This is a genomic window from Geodermatophilus sp. SMS 5-13 (assembly GCF_059428245.1).
In genome coordinates this window covers 4,486,559-4,505,625 of record NZ_CP165729.1, presented here as the reverse complement: position 1 = coordinate 4,505,625, position 19,067 = coordinate 4,486,559, and the positions used below count along the sequence as shown (strand labels likewise).

18 protein-coding genes are annotated in these 19,067 nt (G+C 74.7%); 17 read left to right on the top strand and 1 reads right to left on the bottom strand.

Annotated features, from left to right (window positions below):
* Positions 1-83 precede the first annotated feature (83 nt).
* From AB3388_RS21810 to AB3388_RS21750, 13 genes are all read left to right on the top strand, one after another.
* On the top strand, positions 84-1,232 hold the full coding sequence (locus AB3388_RS21810) for an ABC transporter substrate-binding protein (RefSeq protein WP_495407411.1): 1,149 nt from the start codon (positions 84-86) through the stop codon (positions 1,230-1,232).
* Positions 1,208-2,191: an ABC transporter permease gene (locus AB3388_RS21805; protein ID WP_495407410.1), complete on the top strand. Its 984-nt coding sequence runs from the start codon at positions 1,208-1,210 to the stop codon at positions 2,189-2,191. The genes AB3388_RS21810 and AB3388_RS21805 overlap by 25 nt, the downstream gene beginning before the upstream one ends.
* Positions 2,188-3,078, top strand: coding sequence for an ABC transporter permease family protein (locus tag AB3388_RS21800; RefSeq protein ID WP_495407409.1), 891 nt, complete (start codon positions 2,188-2,190; stop codon positions 3,076-3,078). Before AB3388_RS21805 ends, AB3388_RS21800 begins: the two co-directional genes overlap by 4 nt.
* The gene (locus AB3388_RS21795; protein WP_495407408.1) at positions 3,075-4,190 is read left to right on the top strand and encodes an ABC transporter ATP-binding protein; all 1,116 of its coding nucleotides are present in this window, start codon (positions 3,075-3,077) and stop codon (positions 4,188-4,190) included. The genes AB3388_RS21800 and AB3388_RS21795 overlap by 4 nt, the downstream gene beginning before the upstream one ends.
* Before the next feature lie 20 nt (positions 4,191-4,210).
* Positions 4,211-5,320, top strand: a complete 1,110-nt coding sequence (gene cds1 / locus AB3388_RS21790) for an L-cysteine desulfhydrase Cds1 (RefSeq protein ID WP_495407407.1) — start codon at positions 4,211-4,213, stop codon at positions 5,318-5,320.
* 115 nt (positions 5,321-5,435) lie between these two features.
* Positions 5,436-6,215, top strand: coding sequence for an electron transfer flavoprotein subunit beta/FixA family protein (locus AB3388_RS21785; protein WP_495407406.1), 780 nt, complete (start codon positions 5,436-5,438; stop codon positions 6,213-6,215).
* A 37-nt stretch (positions 6,216-6,252) separates the two neighbouring features.
* Positions 6,253-7,215, top strand: coding sequence for an electron transfer flavoprotein subunit alpha/FixB family protein (locus tag AB3388_RS21780; protein ID WP_495407405.1), 963 nt, complete (start codon positions 6,253-6,255; stop codon positions 7,213-7,215).
* A gap of 167 nt (positions 7,216-7,382) precedes the next feature.
* Complete coding sequence (locus AB3388_RS21775) at positions 7,383-8,771, top strand: MFS transporter (protein ID WP_495407404.1); 1,389 nt, start codon at positions 7,383-7,385, stop codon at positions 8,769-8,771.
* A complete protein-coding gene (locus AB3388_RS21770; protein WP_495407403.1) occupies positions 8,768-9,958 on the top strand; it encodes a cysteine desulfurase family protein in 1,191 nt (396 codons plus the stop codon). The genes AB3388_RS21775 and AB3388_RS21770 overlap by 4 nt, the downstream gene beginning before the upstream one ends.
* Positions 9,955-11,043, top strand: a complete 1,089-nt coding sequence (gene mnmA / locus AB3388_RS21765; RefSeq protein WP_495407402.1) for a tRNA 2-thiouridine(34) synthase MnmA — start codon at positions 9,955-9,957, stop codon at positions 11,041-11,043. Before AB3388_RS21770 ends, mnmA begins: the two co-directional genes overlap by 4 nt.
* A 40-nt stretch (positions 11,044-11,083) precedes the next feature.
* Positions 11,084-12,112, top strand: a complete 1,029-nt coding sequence (locus AB3388_RS21760; RefSeq protein ID WP_495407401.1) for a methionine synthase — start codon at positions 11,084-11,086, stop codon at positions 12,110-12,112.
* A gap of 57 nt (positions 12,113-12,169) precedes the next feature.
* Positions 12,170-14,314 (top strand): NAD-dependent DNA ligase LigA, encoded by a 2,145-nt coding sequence (gene ligA / locus AB3388_RS21755; RefSeq protein WP_495407400.1) that lies wholly within the window; start codon positions 12,170-12,172, stop codon positions 14,312-14,314.
* Complete coding sequence (locus AB3388_RS21750) at positions 14,311-14,670, top strand: DUF4440 domain-containing protein (protein ID WP_495407399.1); 360 nt, start codon at positions 14,311-14,313, stop codon at positions 14,668-14,670. The genes ligA and AB3388_RS21750 overlap by 4 nt, the downstream gene beginning before the upstream one ends.
* A gap of 21 nt (positions 14,671-14,691) precedes the next feature.
* Here the strand turns inward: AB3388_RS21750 and AB3388_RS21745 are convergent, their stop codons facing one another.
* The gene (locus tag AB3388_RS21745) at positions 14,692-15,357 is read right to left on the bottom strand and encodes an ACT domain-containing protein (protein WP_495407398.1); all 666 of its coding nucleotides are present in this window, start codon (positions 15,355-15,357) and stop codon (positions 14,692-14,694) included.
* Positions 15,358-15,549: 192 nt separating this feature from the next.
* On the opposite strand from AB3388_RS21745, the gene gatC reads away from it, so the two are divergent.
* Genes gatC through gatB form a run of 4 tightly spaced genes read left to right on the top strand, consistent with a single transcriptional unit; the run spans position 15,550 to position 19,053 of the window.
* Positions 15,550-15,849 carry an Asp-tRNA(Asn)/Glu-tRNA(Gln) amidotransferase subunit GatC gene (gene gatC / locus AB3388_RS21740; protein WP_495407397.1) on the top strand — a complete coding sequence of 100 codons (300 nt, stop codon included), beginning with the start codon at positions 15,550-15,552 and terminating at the stop codon, positions 15,847-15,849.
* Complete coding sequence (gene gatA, locus AB3388_RS21735) at positions 15,846-17,369, top strand: Asp-tRNA(Asn)/Glu-tRNA(Gln) amidotransferase subunit GatA (protein ID WP_495407396.1); 1,524 nt, start codon at positions 15,846-15,848, stop codon at positions 17,367-17,369. Before gatC ends, gatA begins: the two co-directional genes overlap by 4 nt.
* A complete protein-coding gene (locus tag AB3388_RS21730) occupies positions 17,366-17,548 on the top strand; it encodes a hypothetical protein (protein ID WP_495407395.1) in 183 nt (60 codons plus the stop codon). The genes gatA and AB3388_RS21730 overlap by 4 nt, the downstream gene beginning before the upstream one ends.
* On the top strand, positions 17,545-19,053 hold the full coding sequence (gatB, locus tag AB3388_RS21725; protein WP_495407394.1) for an Asp-tRNA(Asn)/Glu-tRNA(Gln) amidotransferase subunit GatB: 1,509 nt from the start codon (positions 17,545-17,547) through the stop codon (positions 19,051-19,053). Before AB3388_RS21730 ends, gatB begins: the two co-directional genes overlap by 4 nt.
* Positions 19,054-19,067 lie beyond the last annotated feature (14 nt).

Genomic DNA, 19,067 nt, shown 5'->3' with positions numbered 1-19,067 from the left:
TGATCAGCCAGAATTCGCAGCGCCCGTCTGCCTGCCGGGCCAGCGGGGTCCGGCGGGCGCGGCGCCACGACTGGAGGAGTCCCGTGCGACGACGCACCCCGGTGACCGCCGTGGCGGTCCTGACGACCGCGCTCACCCTGGCCGCCTGCGGCTCGGACGACGGGGGGTCGGGGGGCGGCGGCGGCAGCGACACCGACGCCGCGACGGCGACCTCCGTCGACGACTTCGGCGGCATGGACGCCCTGGTCGAGGCCGCGCAGGCGGAGGGGACGCTGAACGTCATCGCGCTGCCGCGGGACTGGGCGAACTACGGCGAGATGCTCGACACCTTCGGTGAGAAGTACGGCATCGAGATCAACAGCGCGACGCCGGACGGCTCCAGCCAGGACGAGCTGAACACGGTCACCAGCCAGCGCGGCCAGGACCGCGCCCCCGACGTCCTCGACCTCGGGACGGCGTTCGCCCGGCAGGCGGCCGCGCAGGACCTCCTGGCGCCGTACCAGGTGGCCACCTGGGACGAGATCCCCGAGGGCCAGAAGGACGAGCAGGGCCTCTGGTACAACGACTACGGCGGCTACATCTCCATCGGCTGCAACCAGACGGTGATCGGCGACTGCCCGACCAGTTTCAAGGACCTGCTCGACCCGCAGTACGCCGGCCGGGTGGCCCTCAACGGCAATCCGACGCAGGCCGCGGCGGCCTTCGGCGGCGTGTGGGCGGCCGCGCTGTCCAACGGCGGCAGCCTCGACGACATCGGCCCGGGGATCGACTTCTTCGTCCAGGTCAAGGAGGTCGGCAACTTCAACCCGGTGGAGATCACCCCGGCCACGATCCAGAGCGGGGAGACGCCGCTCGCGATCGACTGGGACTACCTCAACGCCGGCCTCACCCAGACCCTCGCCGACCAGGGCGTGACCTGGCAGGTCAACGTGCCCAGCGACGGGCTCTTCGGCGGCTACTACAGCCAGGGGATCAGCAAGTTCGCCCCGCACCCCGCGGCGGCCCGGCTGTGGGAGGAGTTCCTCTACAGCGACGACGGCCAGAACATCTGGCTCAAGGGCGGCGCCCGTCCGGTGCGGCTGCCGTCGATGCAGGAGGCCGCGACCGCCGACGAGACGGCGCTCGCCGCGCTGCCGACGGTCGAGGGCACCGCGGACTTCCCGACCCAGGAGCAGGAGACGGCCGCCCAGCAGGTCGTGGCGACCCGGTGGAACGAGGAGATGTCGGGCTGAGCACCGTCCATGGCGCCCCGGTCCGCGACGGCGACGCCCCGGTCGCCGTCGCGGCGCCGGCGCCGAAGCTCCCACGGCGCCGGCGCCGGCGCCGGCGCCGCTGGGTGCGGGTGCTGCCGGCCCTCGGCGCGCTGCCGTTCTTCCTCTACGTCGCCGTCTTCCTGCTGCTGCCGGTCGGCGTGCTGGCGGTGGAGGCCTTCCGCGCGACCGATCCGGTGACCTTCCAGGAGTCCTGGTCGACGGCCTCGATCCGCGCGATCACCGAGGGCGCCTACCGCCGGGCCTACCTCGGCAGCCTGCGGCTGTCGGCGATCACCGCGGTGCTCGCGGCAGCCCTCGGCCTCGCGCTGGCCTTCGCGGTCCTGCGGACGCGGCGCGGCACGCTGCTGCGGCGGCTGGTGCTCACCGCCTCGGGGGTCGCGGCCAACTTCGGCGGCGTCCCGCTGGCCTTCGCCTTCCTGGCCACCATCGGCAACGCCGGCGTGCTCACCGCCCTGCTGCAGGACACGCTCGGCCTGGGCCTCGGCGGGTTCTCCCTGTACTCGATGACCGGGCTGGCGCTGGTCTACCTGTACTTCCTCATCCCGCTGATGGTCCTGACCATCACCCCGGCGCTGGAGGTGCTGCGGCCGCAGTGGCGGGAGGCCGCCGACAACCTCGGGGCCAGCGGCTGGCAGTACTGGCGCTACGTCGGCGGCCCGGTGCTCGCGCCGCCGGTCATCGGCGCCACCATGCTGCTGTTCGCCACCGCGTTCGCTGCCTACGCCACCGCCCGCGCGTTGGTCGGCAGCAGCGTGCCGCTGGTGACCCTGCAGATCGCCGACGCCCTGTCGAGCAACGTCGTCGTCGGCTCGGAGAACCTCGGCAAGGCGCTGGCGCTGGGGATGGTCGTGCTCATCGGGATCGTCATGGCGTTCTACGCCTGGGTGCAGCGGCGCACCCAGCGGTGGCTGTCGTGACCGCCTCGGCCGGGCTCGGCACGGTCACCGGGGCGGGCAGCGTCGCGCCGGCCCACCCGGTCCGGACGGCGGGGCGCGGCGCGCGGGGGTGGCGCTGGGCCGTGCTCGTCGTGCTGGGGCTGTACTTCGTCGTGCCGATCGCGGCCAGCGTGTGGTTCACGATCCGCGACCGCGGCCGGGGCGGGCTGACCGCGCGCCACTACACCGGCATCCCCGGCGCCGAGGGCTTCGCCGACGCGTTCATCCGCTCGCTGCTGCTCGCCGTCCTCACCGTGGTGCTGGCGCTGCTGCTCATGGTGCCGACCGTCGTCCTGGTGAATTTGCGCCTGCCGCGGCTGCGGACGGCGGTGGAGCTGCTCACCCTGCTGCCGCTGGTGCTGCCGCCGATCGCGCTGGTCGTGGGGGTGCGCAGCGTGCTGGCCTGGGCGCCCGACTACTTCCTCAACACGCCCCTGGCCGACGCGTTCTTCGCGCTCCAGGAGCCGTCGCTGCCGTGGATCCTCGTCCTCGTCTACGTCGTGCTGGCGCTGCCGTTCGTCTACCGGGCGCTCGATGCCGGGCTGCGCGGGGTCGACCTGCGGACGCTGACCGAGGCCGCGCGCAACCTCGGCGCCTCCTGGCCGCGGGTGCTGGTGTCGGTGGTGCTGCCGGTGCTGCGCACCTCCGTGCTCAACGCCGCGTTCCTGACCTTCGCCCTGGTGATGGGGGAGTACACGATCGCCGTGATCCTCGGGTTCGTCACGTTCCCGACCTGGATCGTGCAGATCGCCGGCTCGCAGCCGCAGCTGTCGGTGTCGGTGTCCGTGCTCTCCCTCGCCGTCACCTGGGCGCTGCTCCTGCTGATCTCCGCGCTGGACCGCCGGCGCACCGGGAAGGACCCCGCATGACCTCCGCCCCCGTCTCCGCCCCGGCCGGCGCCGCCGCCGAGCTGCGCGAGCGCCCCGGGGTCGCCGTCCGCCTCGAGGGGCTGACCCGGCGCTACGGCTCGGTCCTCGCCCTCGACGGCCTCGACCTGGAGATCGCCGGCGGCGAGCTGGTCGCGCTGCTGGGACCCTCGGGCTGCGGCAAGACGACGGCGCTGCGGGCGATCGCCGGCTTCGAGCGGCCCGACGCCGGGCGGGTGCTGCTCGACGGCCGCGACCTCACCGACGTCCCGGCCAGCAAGCGCGACATGGGCATGGTCTTCCAGGCCTACAGCCTGTTCCCGAACCTCACCGTGGCCGACAACGTCGCCTTCGGCCTGCGGGTGCGCCGCCGCGGCCGGACCGAGCAGCGGCGGCGGGCGGCGGAGCTGCTGGAGCTGGTCGGCCTGGCCGACCGCGGCGGGCGCTACCCGCACCAGCTCTCCGGCGGCCAGCAGCAGCGCGTGGCGCTGGCCCGGGCGCTGGCCGTCGCGCCCCAGGTGCTGCTGCTCGACGAGCCGCTGTCCGCGCTCGACGCGCAGGTCCGGGTGCAGTTGCGCGACGAGATCCGCCGGCTGCAGCTCGAGGTCGGCATCACCACGGTCTTCGTCACGCACGACCAGGCCGAGGCGCTGTCGGTGGCCGACCGCGTCGGCGTGCTGCGCGCGGGCCGGCTCGAGCAGGTGGCCGGGCCCGACGAGCTCTACGAGCGGCCGGCGACCGCCTTCGTCGCGCAGTTCGTCGGCACGATGAACCGGCTGCCCGCGACCCTGGTCGAGGGCGGTGTGCAGGTGCTCGGCACCCGGCGCCCGGTCGCCGGGGCGGTCCCGGCCGGCGGCCCGGGGGTCGCCCTCGTCCGGCCCGAGGCGCTGGGTGTTGCGGCCGACCCCGACGGCGCCGGCCGGGTGGTGACCCGCGTCTTCTCCGGCGCGGTCACCCGGCTGACCGTCGCGCTGCCGGACGGCACGGAGGTGCGGGCCGACGTCGCCAGCGCCGAGAGCCAGCACCTGGTGCCGGGGACGGCGGTCGAGGTCACCCTCGCCGAGCGTCCGCTGCTCGTGGCGCCGGTCGAGCCGGCGGGGGACGAACCGGCGTAGCCGTGCGGAATCATCGGGGGGTGACGGCGCCGGCAGACGACCTCGACCGCTCCGATCCCTCCGGCCGGGCCTGGGTGGACCGTGCGGTGGCCGCTGTGGAGGCCGACGCGCTGCGCAGCGCGGACACCCACCTGCTGGTCTACCCGCTGCCGCCGGAGTGGGGCGTCGACCTCTACCTCAAGGACGAGTCGACCCACCCGACCGGCAGCCTCAAGCACCGGCTGGCCCGCTCGCTGTTCCTCTACGCCCTCTGCTCCGGTCAGATCACCCAGGGCAGCACGGTGGTCGAGGCCTCCAGCGGCTCGACGGCGGTGAGCGAGGCCTACTTCGCGCGGATGCTGGGCCTGCCGTTCGTGGCGGTCATGCCCGCGAGCACCAGCCCCGAGAAGATCGCGCTCATCGAGTTCCACGGCGGGCGCTGCCACCTGGTGGGAGAGCCGTCGGCGGTCTACGACGAGGCCCGCCGGATCGCCGCGGAGACCGGCGGCCACTACCTCGACCAGTTCACCAACGCCGAGCGGGCCACCGACTGGCGCGGCAACAACAACATCGCCGAGTCGGTGTTCTCGCAGATGGGCCGCGAGCCGCACCCGGTGCCCGAGTGGGTCGTCGTCGGCGCGGGCACCGGCGGCACCAGCGCCACGATCGGCCGCTACCTGCGCTTCCGGCGGCTGCCCACCCGGCTGGCCGTCGTCGACCCGGAGGGGTCGTCGTTCTTCCCCGGCTGGCGGGACGGCGACCCGACGGTCGCGACCGGCCGGCCGTCGCGGATCGAGGGCATCGGGCGGCCGCGGGTGGAGCCGTCGTTCGTGCCGACGATCGTCGACCGGATGATCTGCGTCCCGGACGCCGCGTCGCTGGCCGCCGTCCGGCACCTGGAGCGGGTGACCGGGCGCCGGGCGGGCGGCTCCACCGGCACGAACCTCTGGGGTGCCTTCTCGCTCGTGGCCGAGATGCTGGCGGCGGGCCGGAACGGCAGCGTCGTCACCCTGCTGTGCGACGGCGGGGAACGCTACGCGCACACCTACTACTCCGACGAGTGGGTGGCCGCGCGCGGGCTGGACCTCGAGCCGTACGCCGCCACGCTCGACCGCTTCGCCAGCAGCGGGGATTGGCGGCCGCCGGCGTGATGCGGGTCACCAAGGCCCTGGGGGCTGGGTCCGTTACCGGCCAGTAACCTCCATGATCGGAGCTAGGCGGGCGGCAGGCCCGCGCCCCGACCCCATCGCGGAGGTAGGTCTGGCGATGAACATCGTCGTTCTGGTCAAGCAGGTCCCCGACTCGGGCAGCGCGCGTGCGCTCGACCCGGCGGACAACACCGTCGCCCGTGCGACGGCGGACAACGTCATCAACGAGATGGACGAGTACGCGATCGAGGAGGCATTGCAGGTCCGCGACCGCGAGGGCGGCGAGGTGACCGTGCTGTCCGTCGGCCCGGACTCGGCGACCGACGCGATCCGCAAGGCGCTGTCGATGGGCGCCGACAAGGCGGTGCACGTCTCCGACGAGGCCATCCACGGCTCGGACGCGGTGGCGACCTCCGCAGTCATCGCCGCGGCGCTGCAGCAGTTGGAGTACGACCTCGTCCTGTGCGGCGCCGAGGCCACCGACTCGCAGATGAGCGTCATGCCGGCGCTGCTGTCCGAGCGGCTGGGCATCCCGCAGCTGTCCGGCGCGCGCAAGCTCACCATCGAGGGCGGGCGGGCGTTGGTGGAGCGGCAGACCGACACCGGCTACTGGGCGCTGGAGGCCTCGCTGCCGGCGATCGTGTCCACCTGGGACTCGATCAACGAGCCGCGCTACCCGTCCTTCAAGGGCATCATGGCCGCCAAGAAGAAGCCGGTGGAGACCAAGTCCCTGGCCGACCTGGGTGTCGACGCCGGAAGCGTCGGCCTGGGCAGCGCCACCAGCCAGGTCCTCGACTTCGCCCCCCGCCCGCCCAAGGGCGCCGGTGTCAAGGTGACCGACGAGGGCGACGGCGCCGAGAAGCTCGTCGGCTTCCTCGCCGAGCAGAAGATCGTCTGACCGCGGACCCGAGCGAACAGAAGGAGATCGAGCAGTCATGGCAGAGGTCTTGGTCCTCGTCGAGCTCAACCCCGATGGCGGCGGCGTCCGCAAGACCACGCTGGAGGCGCTGACGGCCGCGCGTGCGCTGGGTGAGCCCTCCGCCGTCGTTCTCGGCGCCCCCGGCTCGGCCGCCGGCGCCAAGGACGCGCTGGCCGAGTACGGCGCGCAGAAGGTCTACGTCGCCGAGTCGCCCGACATCGACGACTACCTCGTCGCCCCCAAGGCCGAGGTGCTCGCGCAGCTGGTCGAGCGCGTCTCGCCGGCCGCGGTCGTCATCCCCTCCTCGCCGGAGGGCAAGGAGGTCGCCGCGCGCCTCGCGGTCAAGACCGGCAGCGGCTTCCTCACCGACGTCACCGAGATCACCGGCGACGGCACCGCCACCCAGGTGGCCTTCGCCGGGCAGGTCATCGTCCACTCGAAGGTCGCCACCGGCACCCCGATCTACACGCTGCGCGGCAACTCGGTCGCCCCGGAGCCGGCCTCCGGCGCCGCCGCCGAGGAGACCGTCGACGTCCAGCTCTCCGACGCCGCCAAGGCCGTCCGGGTGGTCGACCGGGTCGTGGAGCAGAAGAGCAGCCGGCCGGAGCTGACCGAGGCCGCGATCGTCGTCTCCGGCGGCCGCGGCGTCGCCAGCGCCGAGAACTTCTCGATCATCGAGGGCCTCGCCGACTCCCTCGGTGCCGCCGTCGGTGCGTCGCGCGCCGCGGTCGACTCCGGCTTCTACCCGCACACCTTCCAGGTGGGGCAGACCGGCAAGACCGTCTCGCCGCAGCTCTACATCGCCGTCGGCATCTCCGGCGCGATCCAGCACCGCGCCGGCATGCAGACCTCGAAGACGATCGTCGCGGTCAACAAGGACCCCGAGGCGCCGATCTTCGAGCTGGCCGACTTCGGCGTCGTCGGCGACCTGTTCCAGGTGGCCCCGCAGGCCACGGAGCTGATCAAGTCCCGCAAGTAGAAGGACCCTCCTGCCCCCCGCCACTCGCAAGCTCGCGGCGGGGCCCTGCAGGAGGGCCGTTCCAGTACGTCACGTCGGGCGCCGACCCCCTGGCGGGGTCGGCGCCCGACGTCTGTCCGGACGGGAACGTGCGGGTGGGTGCGACGGTTGGCAGGGAGGTGGCAGCGGTGACGCAGGGCGGGGTGTTCGACCGCGCGCACCGGCTGACCACCGCCGGCCTGCTCATGCTGGTCACCTTCATCGCCTTCGAGGCGATGGCCGTGGGGACGGCGATGCCGACCGCGGTCGCCGAGCTCGACGGGCTGGCCTGGTACGCGTGGCCGTTCTCCGCCTTCCTCGTCGCCTCCGTCGTCGGGATGGTCGTCGGCGGCGACCTCGGCGACCGGCGGGGGCCGCGGGTGGCCCTGCCCTGGGGTGTCGGCGCGTTCGCCGCGGGCCTGCTCACCGCCGGCGCGGCCGGGCACATGGCCGTCTTCGTGGCTGGGCGCGCCGTGCAGGGCTTCGGCGCCGGGGTGATCGCCGTCCTGCTGTACGTGATCGCCGGCCAGGCCTACGAGCCGGCGCTGCGCCCCCGGCTGTTCGGTGCGATCAGCGCCGCCTGGGTGCTGCCCGCGCTGGTCGGCCCCGTCGTGGCCGGGCTGCTCACCACGCACGCGACCTGGCGGCTGGTCTTCCTCGGCCTGCTGCCGCTCATCGTGCTGGGCCTGGCGCTGGTGCTGCCCGCCGTCCGGGCGCTCCCGGCGCCGGCGGAGGCCGCCGCGCACGGCGCCGGGCGACGGTGGTGGGCGCTGCTGGCCGGGCTCGGCATCGCCGCGCTGCAGTACGCCGGCCAGCGCCGGGACGCCGTCGCCCTGCTCGTCGCCGCCGCGGGACTGGCGGCGCTGGTCGCGGGCCTGCGGCCGCTGCTGCCGAGGGGCACCGGGCGGGCCGCGCGGGGGCTGCCCGCCGTCGTCGCCTCGCGCGGGCTGCTGGCCGGCGCCTTCTTCGGCATGGACGCGCTGCTGCCGCTCACCCTCACCGAGGTGCACGGGTTCGGCGCGACCGCCGCCGGCATCCCGCTCACCGCCGGCGCGGTCGGCTGGGCCGCGGCCTCGCAACTGCAGGGCCGGTTCCCCGACGCGCCGCGGGCGCGGCTGCTGCGGCTCGGGTTCGCGCTGCTCGCGGTCGGCCTCGGCGGCACGGCGCTGGCCGCCGTCCCGGCCCTCGGTGGCTGGCCGGCGTACCTGACCTGGGCCGTGGCCGGACTCGGCATGGGGCTCGGGATGCCGAGCGTCGGGGTGCTGCTGCTCGACCAGTCGCCCGAGCACCGGCGGGGCGCCGACTCCGCCGCGCTGCAGATCTCCGACGTCACCGCCTCGGCGCTGTGCATCGGGCTGGCCGGTGTCCTCGTCGCCGCCGCGGCGGCCGGGGCCCTGAGCCTGCCCGCCGCCATCCTGTGCTCGGTCGGCGCCTTCACGCTGCTCGCGCTGGTCGGCGTGGGGGTCGCCGGCCGCGCCGCGGCCCCGGTTCCCGGCCGGGGGGCTCCTTCGGACGCGACTACCCTGGCGGCGCCATGACTTATCTGGACCACGCGGCCACGACCCCGGTGCTGCCCGAGGTGCTGACCGCGATGACCGAGCAGCTCGGCCGCGTGGGCAACGCCTCCTCGCTGCACGCCAGCGGCCGGGCCGCCCGCCGGGTGGCCGAGCAGTCGCGCGAGCGGCTCGCCGAGGCGCTCGGCGCGCGCCCGTCGGAGGTGCTGTTCACCAGCGGCGGCACCGAGAGCGACAACCTCGCCCTCAAGGGCCTGTTCTGGGCCCGGCGCAGCGCCGACTCGCGCCGGCGGCGCATCGTGGTCAGCCCGGCCGAGCACCACGCCGTCCTCGACAGCGTCGAGTGGCTGGCCAAGCACGACGGCGCCGAGATCACCTGGCTGTCCCTCGAGCCGAGTGGGCGCGTCCGGCCGGAGGCCCTCGCCGAGGCGCTGGGCGACGGCTCGGACGTGGCGGTGGCCAGCGTCATGTGGGCCAACAACGAGATCGGCACGGTCAGCGACGTGGCCGCGCTCGCCGGCGTCGCGCACGCCGTCGGGGTGCCGCTGCACACCGACGCGGTGCAGGCGGTCGGCCAGGTGCCGGTCGACTTCGCCGCCAGCGGCGTGGACGCGCTCACCATGACCGGGCACAAGCTCGGCGGGCCGATGGGCGCCGGGGTGCTGCTGCTGCGCCGCGACGCCGAGTGCACCCCGCTGCTGCACGGCGGCGGGCAGGAGCGCGACGTCCGGTCGGGCACGCTCGACGTCGCGGCGATCGTCGGCCTGCAGGTGGCGACGACGACCGCCGTCGCCGCCCGGGAGGAGCGCGCCGGCCGGCTCACGCAGCTGCGCGACCGGCTGGTCGCCGGCGTGGTCGAGCGGGTCCCGGACGTCCAGCTCAACGGCGCGCCCCTGGACGACGTGGTGGCCGGCGGGCCCGGCCGGCTGCCGGGCAACGCGCACCTGTCGTTCGCCGGCGCGGAGGGCGACGCGCTGCTCATGCTGCTCGACGCACGCGGCATCGAGTGCTCGACCGGCTCGGCGTGCAGCGCCGGCGTGGCCCGGCCCAGCCACGTGCTGCTCGCCGTCGGCGCCGACTCCGACCGCGCGCGCAGCTCGCTGCGGTTCAGTCTCGGGCACACGAGCGTCGATGCCGACGTCGACGCGCTGCTCGAGGTCATCGCCCCCGTGGTGGAGCGGGCCCGCCGGGCGGGCATGGGCTCCCGATGAGGGTCCTCGCGGCCATGAGCGGGGGAGTGGACTCCGCGGTGGCGGCCGCGCTGGCCGTCGACGCCGGTCACGACGTCACCGGGGTGCACCTCGCGCTCTCCCAGCACCGGCAGGCGCTGCGCAGCGGCTCGCGCGGGTGCTGCAGCGTCGAGGACGCGCACGACGCCCGCCGGGTCGCCGACGAGCTGGGCATCCCGTTCTACGTGTGGGACCTCGCCGAGCGCTTCACCGAGGACGTCGTCGAGGACTTCGTCGCCGAGTACGCCGCCGGCCGCACGCCCAACCCGTGCCTGCGCTGCAACGAGAAGATCAAGTTCGCCGCCGTCCTCGACCGTGCGCGGGCGCTCGGGTTCGACGCCGTCGTCACCGGCCACCACGCCCGGCTGGCCGACGGCGAGCTGCGCCGCTCGGTGGACGCGGCCAAGGACCAGTCCTACGTGCTCGGCGTGCTCACCCGCGAGCAGCTGGCCGGGGCGAGGTTCCCGCTCGGGGGCATGACCAAGGACCGGGTCCGGGAGATCGCCGCCGAGCGCGGGTTCGCCGTCGCCGCCAAGCCCGACTCGCACGACATCTGCTTCATCCCCGACGGCGACACCCGCGGCTTCCTGGCGCGGCGGCTGGGCAGCCGCCCCGGCCCGCTGGTCGACGCCACCACCGGCGCGACCGTGGGGGAGCACGGGGGCACCTACGGCTTCACCGTCGGCCAGCGCCGCGGCCTCGGGGTGGACGTCGGCGACGCGCGGCCCCGCTACGTGCTCGGCATCGAGCCGGTCAGCCGCACGGTCACCATCGGGACGGCGGAGCTCGCCGGCGTCCGGGAGGTGCGGACCGCCCCGCCGACCTGGACCGGTGCCGCGCCCGCGCTGCCGTTCCGCGCCGAGGTGCAGCTGCGCGCGCACGGGACGCCGGTCGCCTGCGAGGTGACCGCCGCCGACGACGGGGGGCTGCGCCTGCAGCTCGCGGAGGAGCAGCGCGGGGTCGCGCCCGGCCAGTCCGCGGTGCTCTACGAGCCGGATGCCGCGCGCGGCGACCGGGTGCTCGGCCAGGGGACCGTGTCGCGGGCCGGCGAACCCTTCCCCCGGTGACGACGCCGGGCCGCTGAGCGGACCGGCTACCGTCGCCGTCGTGGTGCTGCCGACCGAACCCCAGCCGCAGGAGAACGAGCCGCGGCCGGTTGCCGCACCGTGGGGGCCGGCCTCCGGCGTCGGATCCCTGCCCGGCGTCGATCCCGCCGAGGCGATCCGGCTCGTGCTCGGCGAGCTGCCCGACTTCCCGCACCTGCCCGAGCTGCCGGCCCGCGGTCCCGGCGCGGACCTGATCGGCCGCACAGCGGCGCTGCTCGTCGACGTGGCCGTCGACCTCACGCCGGCCGGCTGGCGGCTGGTGCCCCGCCCGGGCATCGATATGCGCCGCGCCCGCGACCTGCTCGAGCGCGACCTCGACGCCCTGACCGACGTCGCCGACCGCTACACGGGCCCGTTCAAGGTCCAGGCGGCCGGCCCGTGGACCCTCGCCGCCGGGCTCGAGCGCAGCCGCGGCGACCGTGCCGTCGTCGATCCGGGGGCGCGGCGTGACGTCGCGCAGTCCCTGGCCGAGGGGCTGGCGGCGCACGCCGCGGCGGTCGCCGCGCGCGTGCCCGGCGCGCGGGTCGTCGTCCAGCTGGACGAGCCGTCGGTGCCGGCGGTGATCGAGGGCGCCCTGCCGACGGCGAGCGGCTTCGGCACGCTGCCGGCGGTCGAGGCCGACGTCGTCGAGCAGGAGCTGGCCGCCGTGGTCGCCGCCCTGCCCGGCACGGTGGTCGTGCACTGCTGCGCGCCGCGCGCCCCGCTCGAGCTGTTCCGCGCGGCCGGCGCCGAGGGCGTCTCGTTCGACTCTGCTCTCGTGCAGGACCTCGACGCGATCGGCACGGCGGTCGAGGCGGGCACCCACCTGCTGGTCGGCGTCGTCCCCGGGACCGACGCCCCGCTCGGCACGCCGAAGGCGACGGCCTCCCGGTTGCAGGGCCTCTGGCGCGAGCTCGGCTTCCCCGACGAGCGGCTGCACGAGGCGGTGACCGTCACCCCGGCGTGCGGCCTCGCCGGTGCGACGCCCGCCTACGCGCGTGCCGCCATGACCCACGTCCGCGAGGCGGCGAAGTACCTGCTCCCGGAGTGACCGCCACGGCAGGGTGAATGCGGGTTCGGCGTCGTACCCGCCGGATACGGTTCGGTCGTGAGCACCGAAGCGGAGATCGACGCCCCGCAGGTCGCGGCGGTGGGTGACCGGGAGGACCTCACCGAGGTCCCCGACGACGCCCGCACGCGCCACCGGGACCTGTCCGAGCTGCTGGACAAGTACGCGTTCGCCTACTACGTCCGCGACGAGCCGCTGGTCAGCGACGGTCAGTACGACGAGCTCATGGGCGAGCTCAAGACGGTCGAGTCCGCCCACCCCGCGCTGGTCACGCCGGACTCGCCGAGCCAGAAGGTCAACGGCGGGTTCACCGCCACCTTCGCCCCGGTGCAGCACCTGGAGCGGATGCAGAGCCTGGACAACGCGTTCAGCAGCGACGAGCTCTCGGCCTGGGCAGCGCGCGTCGAGCGCGAGGTCGGCACCGGCGCCCGCTACCTGTGCGAGCTGAAGATCGACGGCCTCGCCGTGGCGCTGCTCTACGAGCGCGGCCGGCTGGTGCGCGCGGCCACCCGCGGCGACGGCGTCACCGGCGAGGACGTCACCGCGAACGTGCGCACGATGCAGGACGTCCCGCAGCAGCTGACCGGGGACGACGTGCCCGAGCGGCTCGAGGTGCGCGGCGAGATCTACTTCCCGGTGGAGGCGTTCGCCGACCTCAACGCCTCGATGGTGGAGCAGGGCAAGGCGCCGTTCGCCAATCCGCGCAACGCCGCCGCGGGCTCCCTGCGGCAGAAGGACCCGCGGGTCACCGCGTCCCGGCGGCTGCGGCTGATCGTGCACGGCCTCGGCGCGCACGACGGGTGGCAGCCCGAGCAGCAGTCCGAGGCCTACGCCCGGCTGCGCGAGCTCGGCCTGCCGACCAGCGACCGGTTCCGGGTGGTCGACGACCTCGAGGGCGTCTGGGCCTACATCGAGCACTACCGGGAGAACCGGCACGCGGTCGAGCACGAGATCGACGGCGTCGTCGTCAAGGTCGACCAGGTGGCGCTGCAGCGCCGGCTCGGCTCGACCTCTCGCGCCCCCCGCTGGGCGATCGCGTTCAAGTACCCGCCGGAGGAGGCGACCACCAAGCTCCTCGACGTCCGGGTCAACGTCGGGCGCACCGGCCGGGTCACCCCGTTCGCGTTCATGGAGCCGGTCAAGGTCGCCGGCTCCACCGTCCAGCTCGCGACGCTGCACAACGCCAGCGAGGTCAAGCGCAAGGGCGTGCTCATCGGCGACACCGTCGTCATCCGCAAGGCCGGCGACGTCATCCCCGAGGTCCTCGGCCCGGTGGTCGCGGCGCGGACCGGCGACGAGCGCGAGTTCGTAATGCCGACGCACTGCCCCGAGTGCGGCTCGGAGCTGCGGCCGGAGAAGGAGGGCGACGCCGACATCCGCTGCCCCAACGCCCGGTCCTGCCCGGCGCAGCTGCGGGAGCGCGTGTTCCACGTCGCCGGCCGCGGCGCGTTCGACATCGAGAACCTCGGCTACGAGGCCGCGATCGCGCTGCTGCAGAGCGCCCTTCTGCAGGACGAGGGCGACATCTTCTTCCTCGACGCCGCGAAGCTCGAGCAGAGGGACTTCTTCACCAAGAAGGACGGCACGCTGTCGGCCAACGGGCAGAAGCTGCTGGCCAACCTCGAGACCCGCAAGGACGTCCCGCTGTGGCGGGTGCTGGTGGCGCTCTCCATCCGGCACGTCGGCCCGACCGCCGCGCAGGCGCTGGCCCGCGACTTCCGCTCGCTGGACCGGATCGCCGAGGCCGGCGAGGAGGAGCTGGCCGCGGCCGACGGCGTCGGCCCGACGATCGCCACGTCCATCCGCGACTGGTTCGCCGTCGACTGGCACCGCGAGGTCGTGGAGAAGTGGCGCGCCGCCGGCGTCCGGATGGCCGACGAGGGCGAGGCCGCCGGCCCCGGCCCGCTGACCGGTGTCACCGTCGTCGTCACCGGCTCGCTGCGCGACTACAGCCGCGACCAGGCCACCGCCGCCATCCAGGAACGCGGCGGCAAGGTCACCGGCTCGGTCAGCAAGAAGACCGGCTTCGTCGTCGTCGGCGCCGACCCGGGCAGCAAGTACGACAAGGCCGTGCAGGTCAAGGTGCCGATCCTGGACGACGACGGCTTCCGCGTGCTGCTCGAGCAGGGGCCGGACGCGGCCCGGGCGGCCGCCACGATCGGCGACGGCGGGGAGCCGGCGTGAGCCTCGACCTGGTGGAGCTGGAGGAGAGCGGCTGGCGGGCGCTCGCCGAGAGCGCCGAGGCGGCGGCGGACTTCTACGAGCGGACGCTGGACGTCTCGGTGGTCATGCTCTTCCCCGGCGGCGCCCGCATCGACGACCGCGCCGCGGTCATCGCCTCGATGGGCGGTCCACCCTGGTCCGCCTACGCGCTCGAGGACCCGCAGGTCCTGGAGCTCACCCCGGACATCGGCCTGGTCACCTACGGCGTGGTGGCGCAGCGCGAGGGCGCCCCGGCCTACTCGGCGCTGATCAGCAGCCTGTACGTGCGGCGCCCGGACGGCTGGAAGCTGGCCTTCCACCAGCAGACGCCGCGCTGACGCGCACCGGCCGCCGGGCGCTCAGGCCGGCGGCAGGTGGGTGACCGTTCCGGCGATGCCGCTGAGGTGGGCCAGCCGGAGCAGCTCCGAGCGGCGGTACGCCGGTCCGCCGGAGCGGCCGAGCACCACCGCGGCCCGCCCGCCGAACGGCGCGGCCATCATCTCGATGGCCATGGCCCGCCACCGCTCGGGCAGCCAGTCCTCGTCGCTCGGCAGCAGCCGCGGGGCCGTCAACGGCATCCACGGCAGGGCCATCCCCTCGAACGCCGGCGCCGCCTCCGAGGCCGCCAGCACCTCGCACGCCTCCGGGACGGCGCCGGCCAGCAGGACCGCCCAGCCGCTGTGGAAGACCCGCGGCAGCTCGGCCGCCAGCAGCTTCTCCGCCGTCCCGTCGGCCGCGCGGGCCAGCTCGTCGAGCAGGTCCAGCTCGCGGTGGGTGTCCAGCGTGCCGGAGAACGGCCGCAGCGACTCCACCTCGACGCCCGGCACGGTCCGGGCGGCGGTGATCAGGCTGTCGGGCAGCCGGCCGTCCGGCAGCTCCACGACGACGTCGTCGACGGCCAGGCCGCCGGCCCGCTCGAGGACGTCGAGGGAGACGATGTCGATGCCGGCTTCGCCGAGCGCCGTGGCGACGGCGCCCAGGATGCCCGGGCGGTCGGGGACCACGAGGCGCAGGAGATAGGACACGGTTCCTCCGGGACGTCCATGCTGTCAGCCGCTGCGGTGCTGGCCATCTCCGTCGATCGCCGGTCGGCGTCCAGCTTCCCGCATGCACCCGCCCCGGGTCGAGCGCACCCCCCTCCCACGTATGGTGACGGGGTTGCATCCCTGGATCCGCGCGGTGCGCACACGCGCCGCCGAAGTGGAGTTCGCGCCGCAGTGAACAAGCTCTCCCGGGACGAGGTCGCCCACCTGGCGCGCCTGGCCCGCCTCGCCGTGACCGACGAGGAGCTCGACGTCTTCGCCGGCCAGCTCGACGTCATCCTGGACGCTGTCGCGCGGGTGGGTGAGGCGGCGGCCGAGGACGTCGCCCCGACCACGCACGCCGTCCCGATGACCAACGTCTTCCGCCCCGACGTCGTCACCCCGAGCCTGCCCCGGGACGTCGTCCTCGCCCAGGCCCCCGCCGCGGAGGACGGCCGCTTCCGCGTGCCCCGCATCCTCGGGGAGGAAGCGTGAGCACCGACCTGGTTCGCGCCGACGTCGCCGAGCTGACCCGGCTGCTCTCCTCGGGCGAGGCGAGCGCCGTCGAGGTCACGCAGGCCCACCTCGACCGGATCGCCGCCGAGGACGGCCGCATCGCCGCCTACCTGCACGTCGACGCCGACGCGGCGCTCAAGCAGGCCGGCGACATCGACGCCGCCCGCGCCGCCGGTACCGAGCTCGGCCCGCTGGCCGGCGTACCGCTGGCGCTCAAGGACGTGTTCGTCACCGAGGGCGTTCCCTCGACCAGCGGCTCGAAGATCCTCGAGGGCTGGCGGCCGCCCTACGACGCCACCGTCGCCGCGCGGCTCAAGGCCGCGGGCACCGTCCTGCTGGGCAAGACCAACATGGACGAGTTCGCGATGGGCTCCTCCACCGAGAACTCCGCCTACGGCGCCACCCGCAACCCCTGGGACCTCGAGCGGGTCCCCGGCGGGTCGTCGGGCGGGTCCTCCGCGGCGGTCGCCGGCTTCCTCGCCCCGTGGGCGCTGGGCACCGACACCGGCGGCTCGATCCGCCAGCCCGCCGCGGTGACCGGCCTGGTCGGGCACAAGCCGACGTATGGCTCGGTGTCCCGCTACGGGCTGATCGCGTTCTCCTCGAGCCTGGACCAGGCCGGGCCGATGGCGCGCACCGTGCTCGACGCCGCCGTCCTGCACGAGGCGATCGGCGGGCACGACCCGCGCGATTCCACGAGCATCGACGCCCCGCTGCCGCCGCTGGCCGAGTGCGCCCGCCGCGGCGCCGACGGCGACCTCTCCGGCCTGCGCGTCGGCGTCGTCCGGCAGCTCGGCGGCGAGGGGCACACCGAAGGCTACGAGCCCGGCGTGCTGGCCCGGTTCGCCGAGGGGGTCGAGCAGCTGCGGCGCATGGGGGCGGAGGTCACCGAGGTCTCCTGCCCGGCCTTCGACCTGGCGCTGCCCGCGTACTACCTGATCGCGCCGAGCGAGGCGTCGTCCAACCTGGCCCGCTTCGACGGCGTCCGATACGGGCTGCGGGTCGGCGACGACGGCGTCAACGACCTCGACACGGTCATGGCGCTCACCCGCGAGAAGGGCTTCGGCCCCGAGGTGAAGCGCCGGATCATCCTCGGCACCTACGCGCTCTCGAGCGGCTACTACGAGGCCTACTACGGCCAGGCGCAGAAGGTGCGCACGCTGATCAGCCGCGACTTCTCCGGCGCGTTCGAGGGCTGCGACGTCCTGGTCAGCCCGACCACGCCGACCGTCGCGTTCCCGCTCGGCGCCCGCGTCGACGACCCGCTGGCGATGTACGCGGCCGACCTGTGCACCCTGCCGGCGAGCCTGGCCGGGCTGCCGGCCATCTCGGTGCCGTGCGGGCTGGCCGACGGGCTCCCGGTCGGGTTCCAGATCATGGCGCCGGCGCTGGCCGACGACCGCTGCTACCGCGTGGCCGCGGCCCTCGAGGCCGCCCTGGACGCCGCCCGCGGGCACCGGTTGCTCGACGAGCTGGCCGGCCGTGGGGACGCGGCGTGAGCGGCCCGCTGAAGGCCGCCTGGGCCCTGACCGCGTTCGTCGTGCTCGCCGGGCTGGTGCTCTGGCTGACCACCGGGCGGGCCGTCTTCGCGGTCTTCCTCGTCCTCGGCGCGCTCACCGGTGTGGGCGCCTGGGTCACCGGCCGCGCCGAGAAGAACAGCAAGAGGGAGACGCCGTGACGACGACGACCGGGGAGCGGCTGGCCGACTTCGACGACCTGCTGACCCGCTACGAGCCGGTGATCGGGCTGGAGACGCACGTCGAGCTCGGCACCGCCTCGAAGATGTTCTGCGGGTGCGCGACCACGTTCGGCGCCGAGCCCAACACCCAGACCTGCCCGGTCTGCCTGGGCCTGCCGGGCTCGCTGCCGGTGGCCAACGCGGCCGCGATCGAGGCGACGATCCGCATCGGCCTGGCCCTGGGCTGCCGGATCGCCACGTGGTGCCGGTTCGCGCGGAAGAACTACTTCTACCCGGACATCCCGAAGGGCTTCCAGACCAGCCAGTACGACGAGCCGCTGTGCACGGCCGGGCACCTGGACGTCGAGGTGGACGGCGAGACCTACCGGGTGGAGATCGAGCGGGTGCACCTCGAGGAGGACACCGGCAAGAACCTGCACGTCGGCGGCGCGACGGGGCGGATCCACGGCGCCGACCACTCGCTGATCGACTACAACCGGGCCGGGATCCCGCTGGTCGAGATCGTCACCCGGCCGATCCCGGGCACCGGCGCCAAGGCGCCCGAGGTGGCCCGCGCGTACGTCACCGAGCTGCGCGACATCCTGCTGGCCCTCGGCGTCTCCGAGGTGCGCATGGAGCAGGGCAACCTGCGCTCGGACGTCAACACCTCGCTGGCGCCGATCGGCAGCCTCGAGTGGGGCCTGCGCACCGAGACGAAGAACGTGAACTCGCTGCGGTCGGTGGAGCGTTCCGTCCGCTTCGAGATGCGCCGGCAGGCCGCCGTCCTCGACGCCGGTGAGCGGGTGATGCAGGAGACCCGCCACTTCCACGAGGACACCGGCACGACCTCGCCCGGCCGCAGCAAGGAGGAGGCGACCGACTACCGGTACTTCCCCGAGCCCGACCTGGTGCCGATCGCCCCGGACCCCGAGTGGGTGGAGAAGCTGACCGCCGCCCTGCCCGAGCTGCCGGCCGCCCGCCGGGCCCGGCTGCGCGAGGAGTGGGGCCTGTCGGACACCGAGATGGCCTGGCTGGTCAACGCCGGCGCGCTCGGCCTGGTCGCCGACACCGTCGCGGCCGGCGCCACCCCCGCCGACGCGCGCAAGTGGTGGCTGGGCGAGCTGGCCCGCCGCGCCAACGACGCCGGGGTCGACCTCGCGGAGCTGCCGGTCACCCCGCGCCAGGTCGCCGAGCTCACCCGGCTGGTGGCCGAGGGCACGGTCAACGACCAGCTGGCGCGGCAGGCGCTCGACGGCGTGCTGGCCGGCGAGGGCGATCCGGCCGCGGTCGTGGAGTCGCGCGGGCTGGCGGTCATGGGGGAGTCCGACGAGCTGGTCGCCGCGGTCGAGGCGGCCATCGCGGGCGCGCCCGACGTGGTCGAGAAGGTCCGCAGCGGCAAGGTCGCCGCCCTCGGCGCGCTCGTCGGCCAGGTCATGAAGGCCACGAAGGGCAAGGCCGACGCACCGACGGTGAAGCGCATGCTCGAAGAGCGCGTCCTGGGCTGATGCCCGGGCTTTCC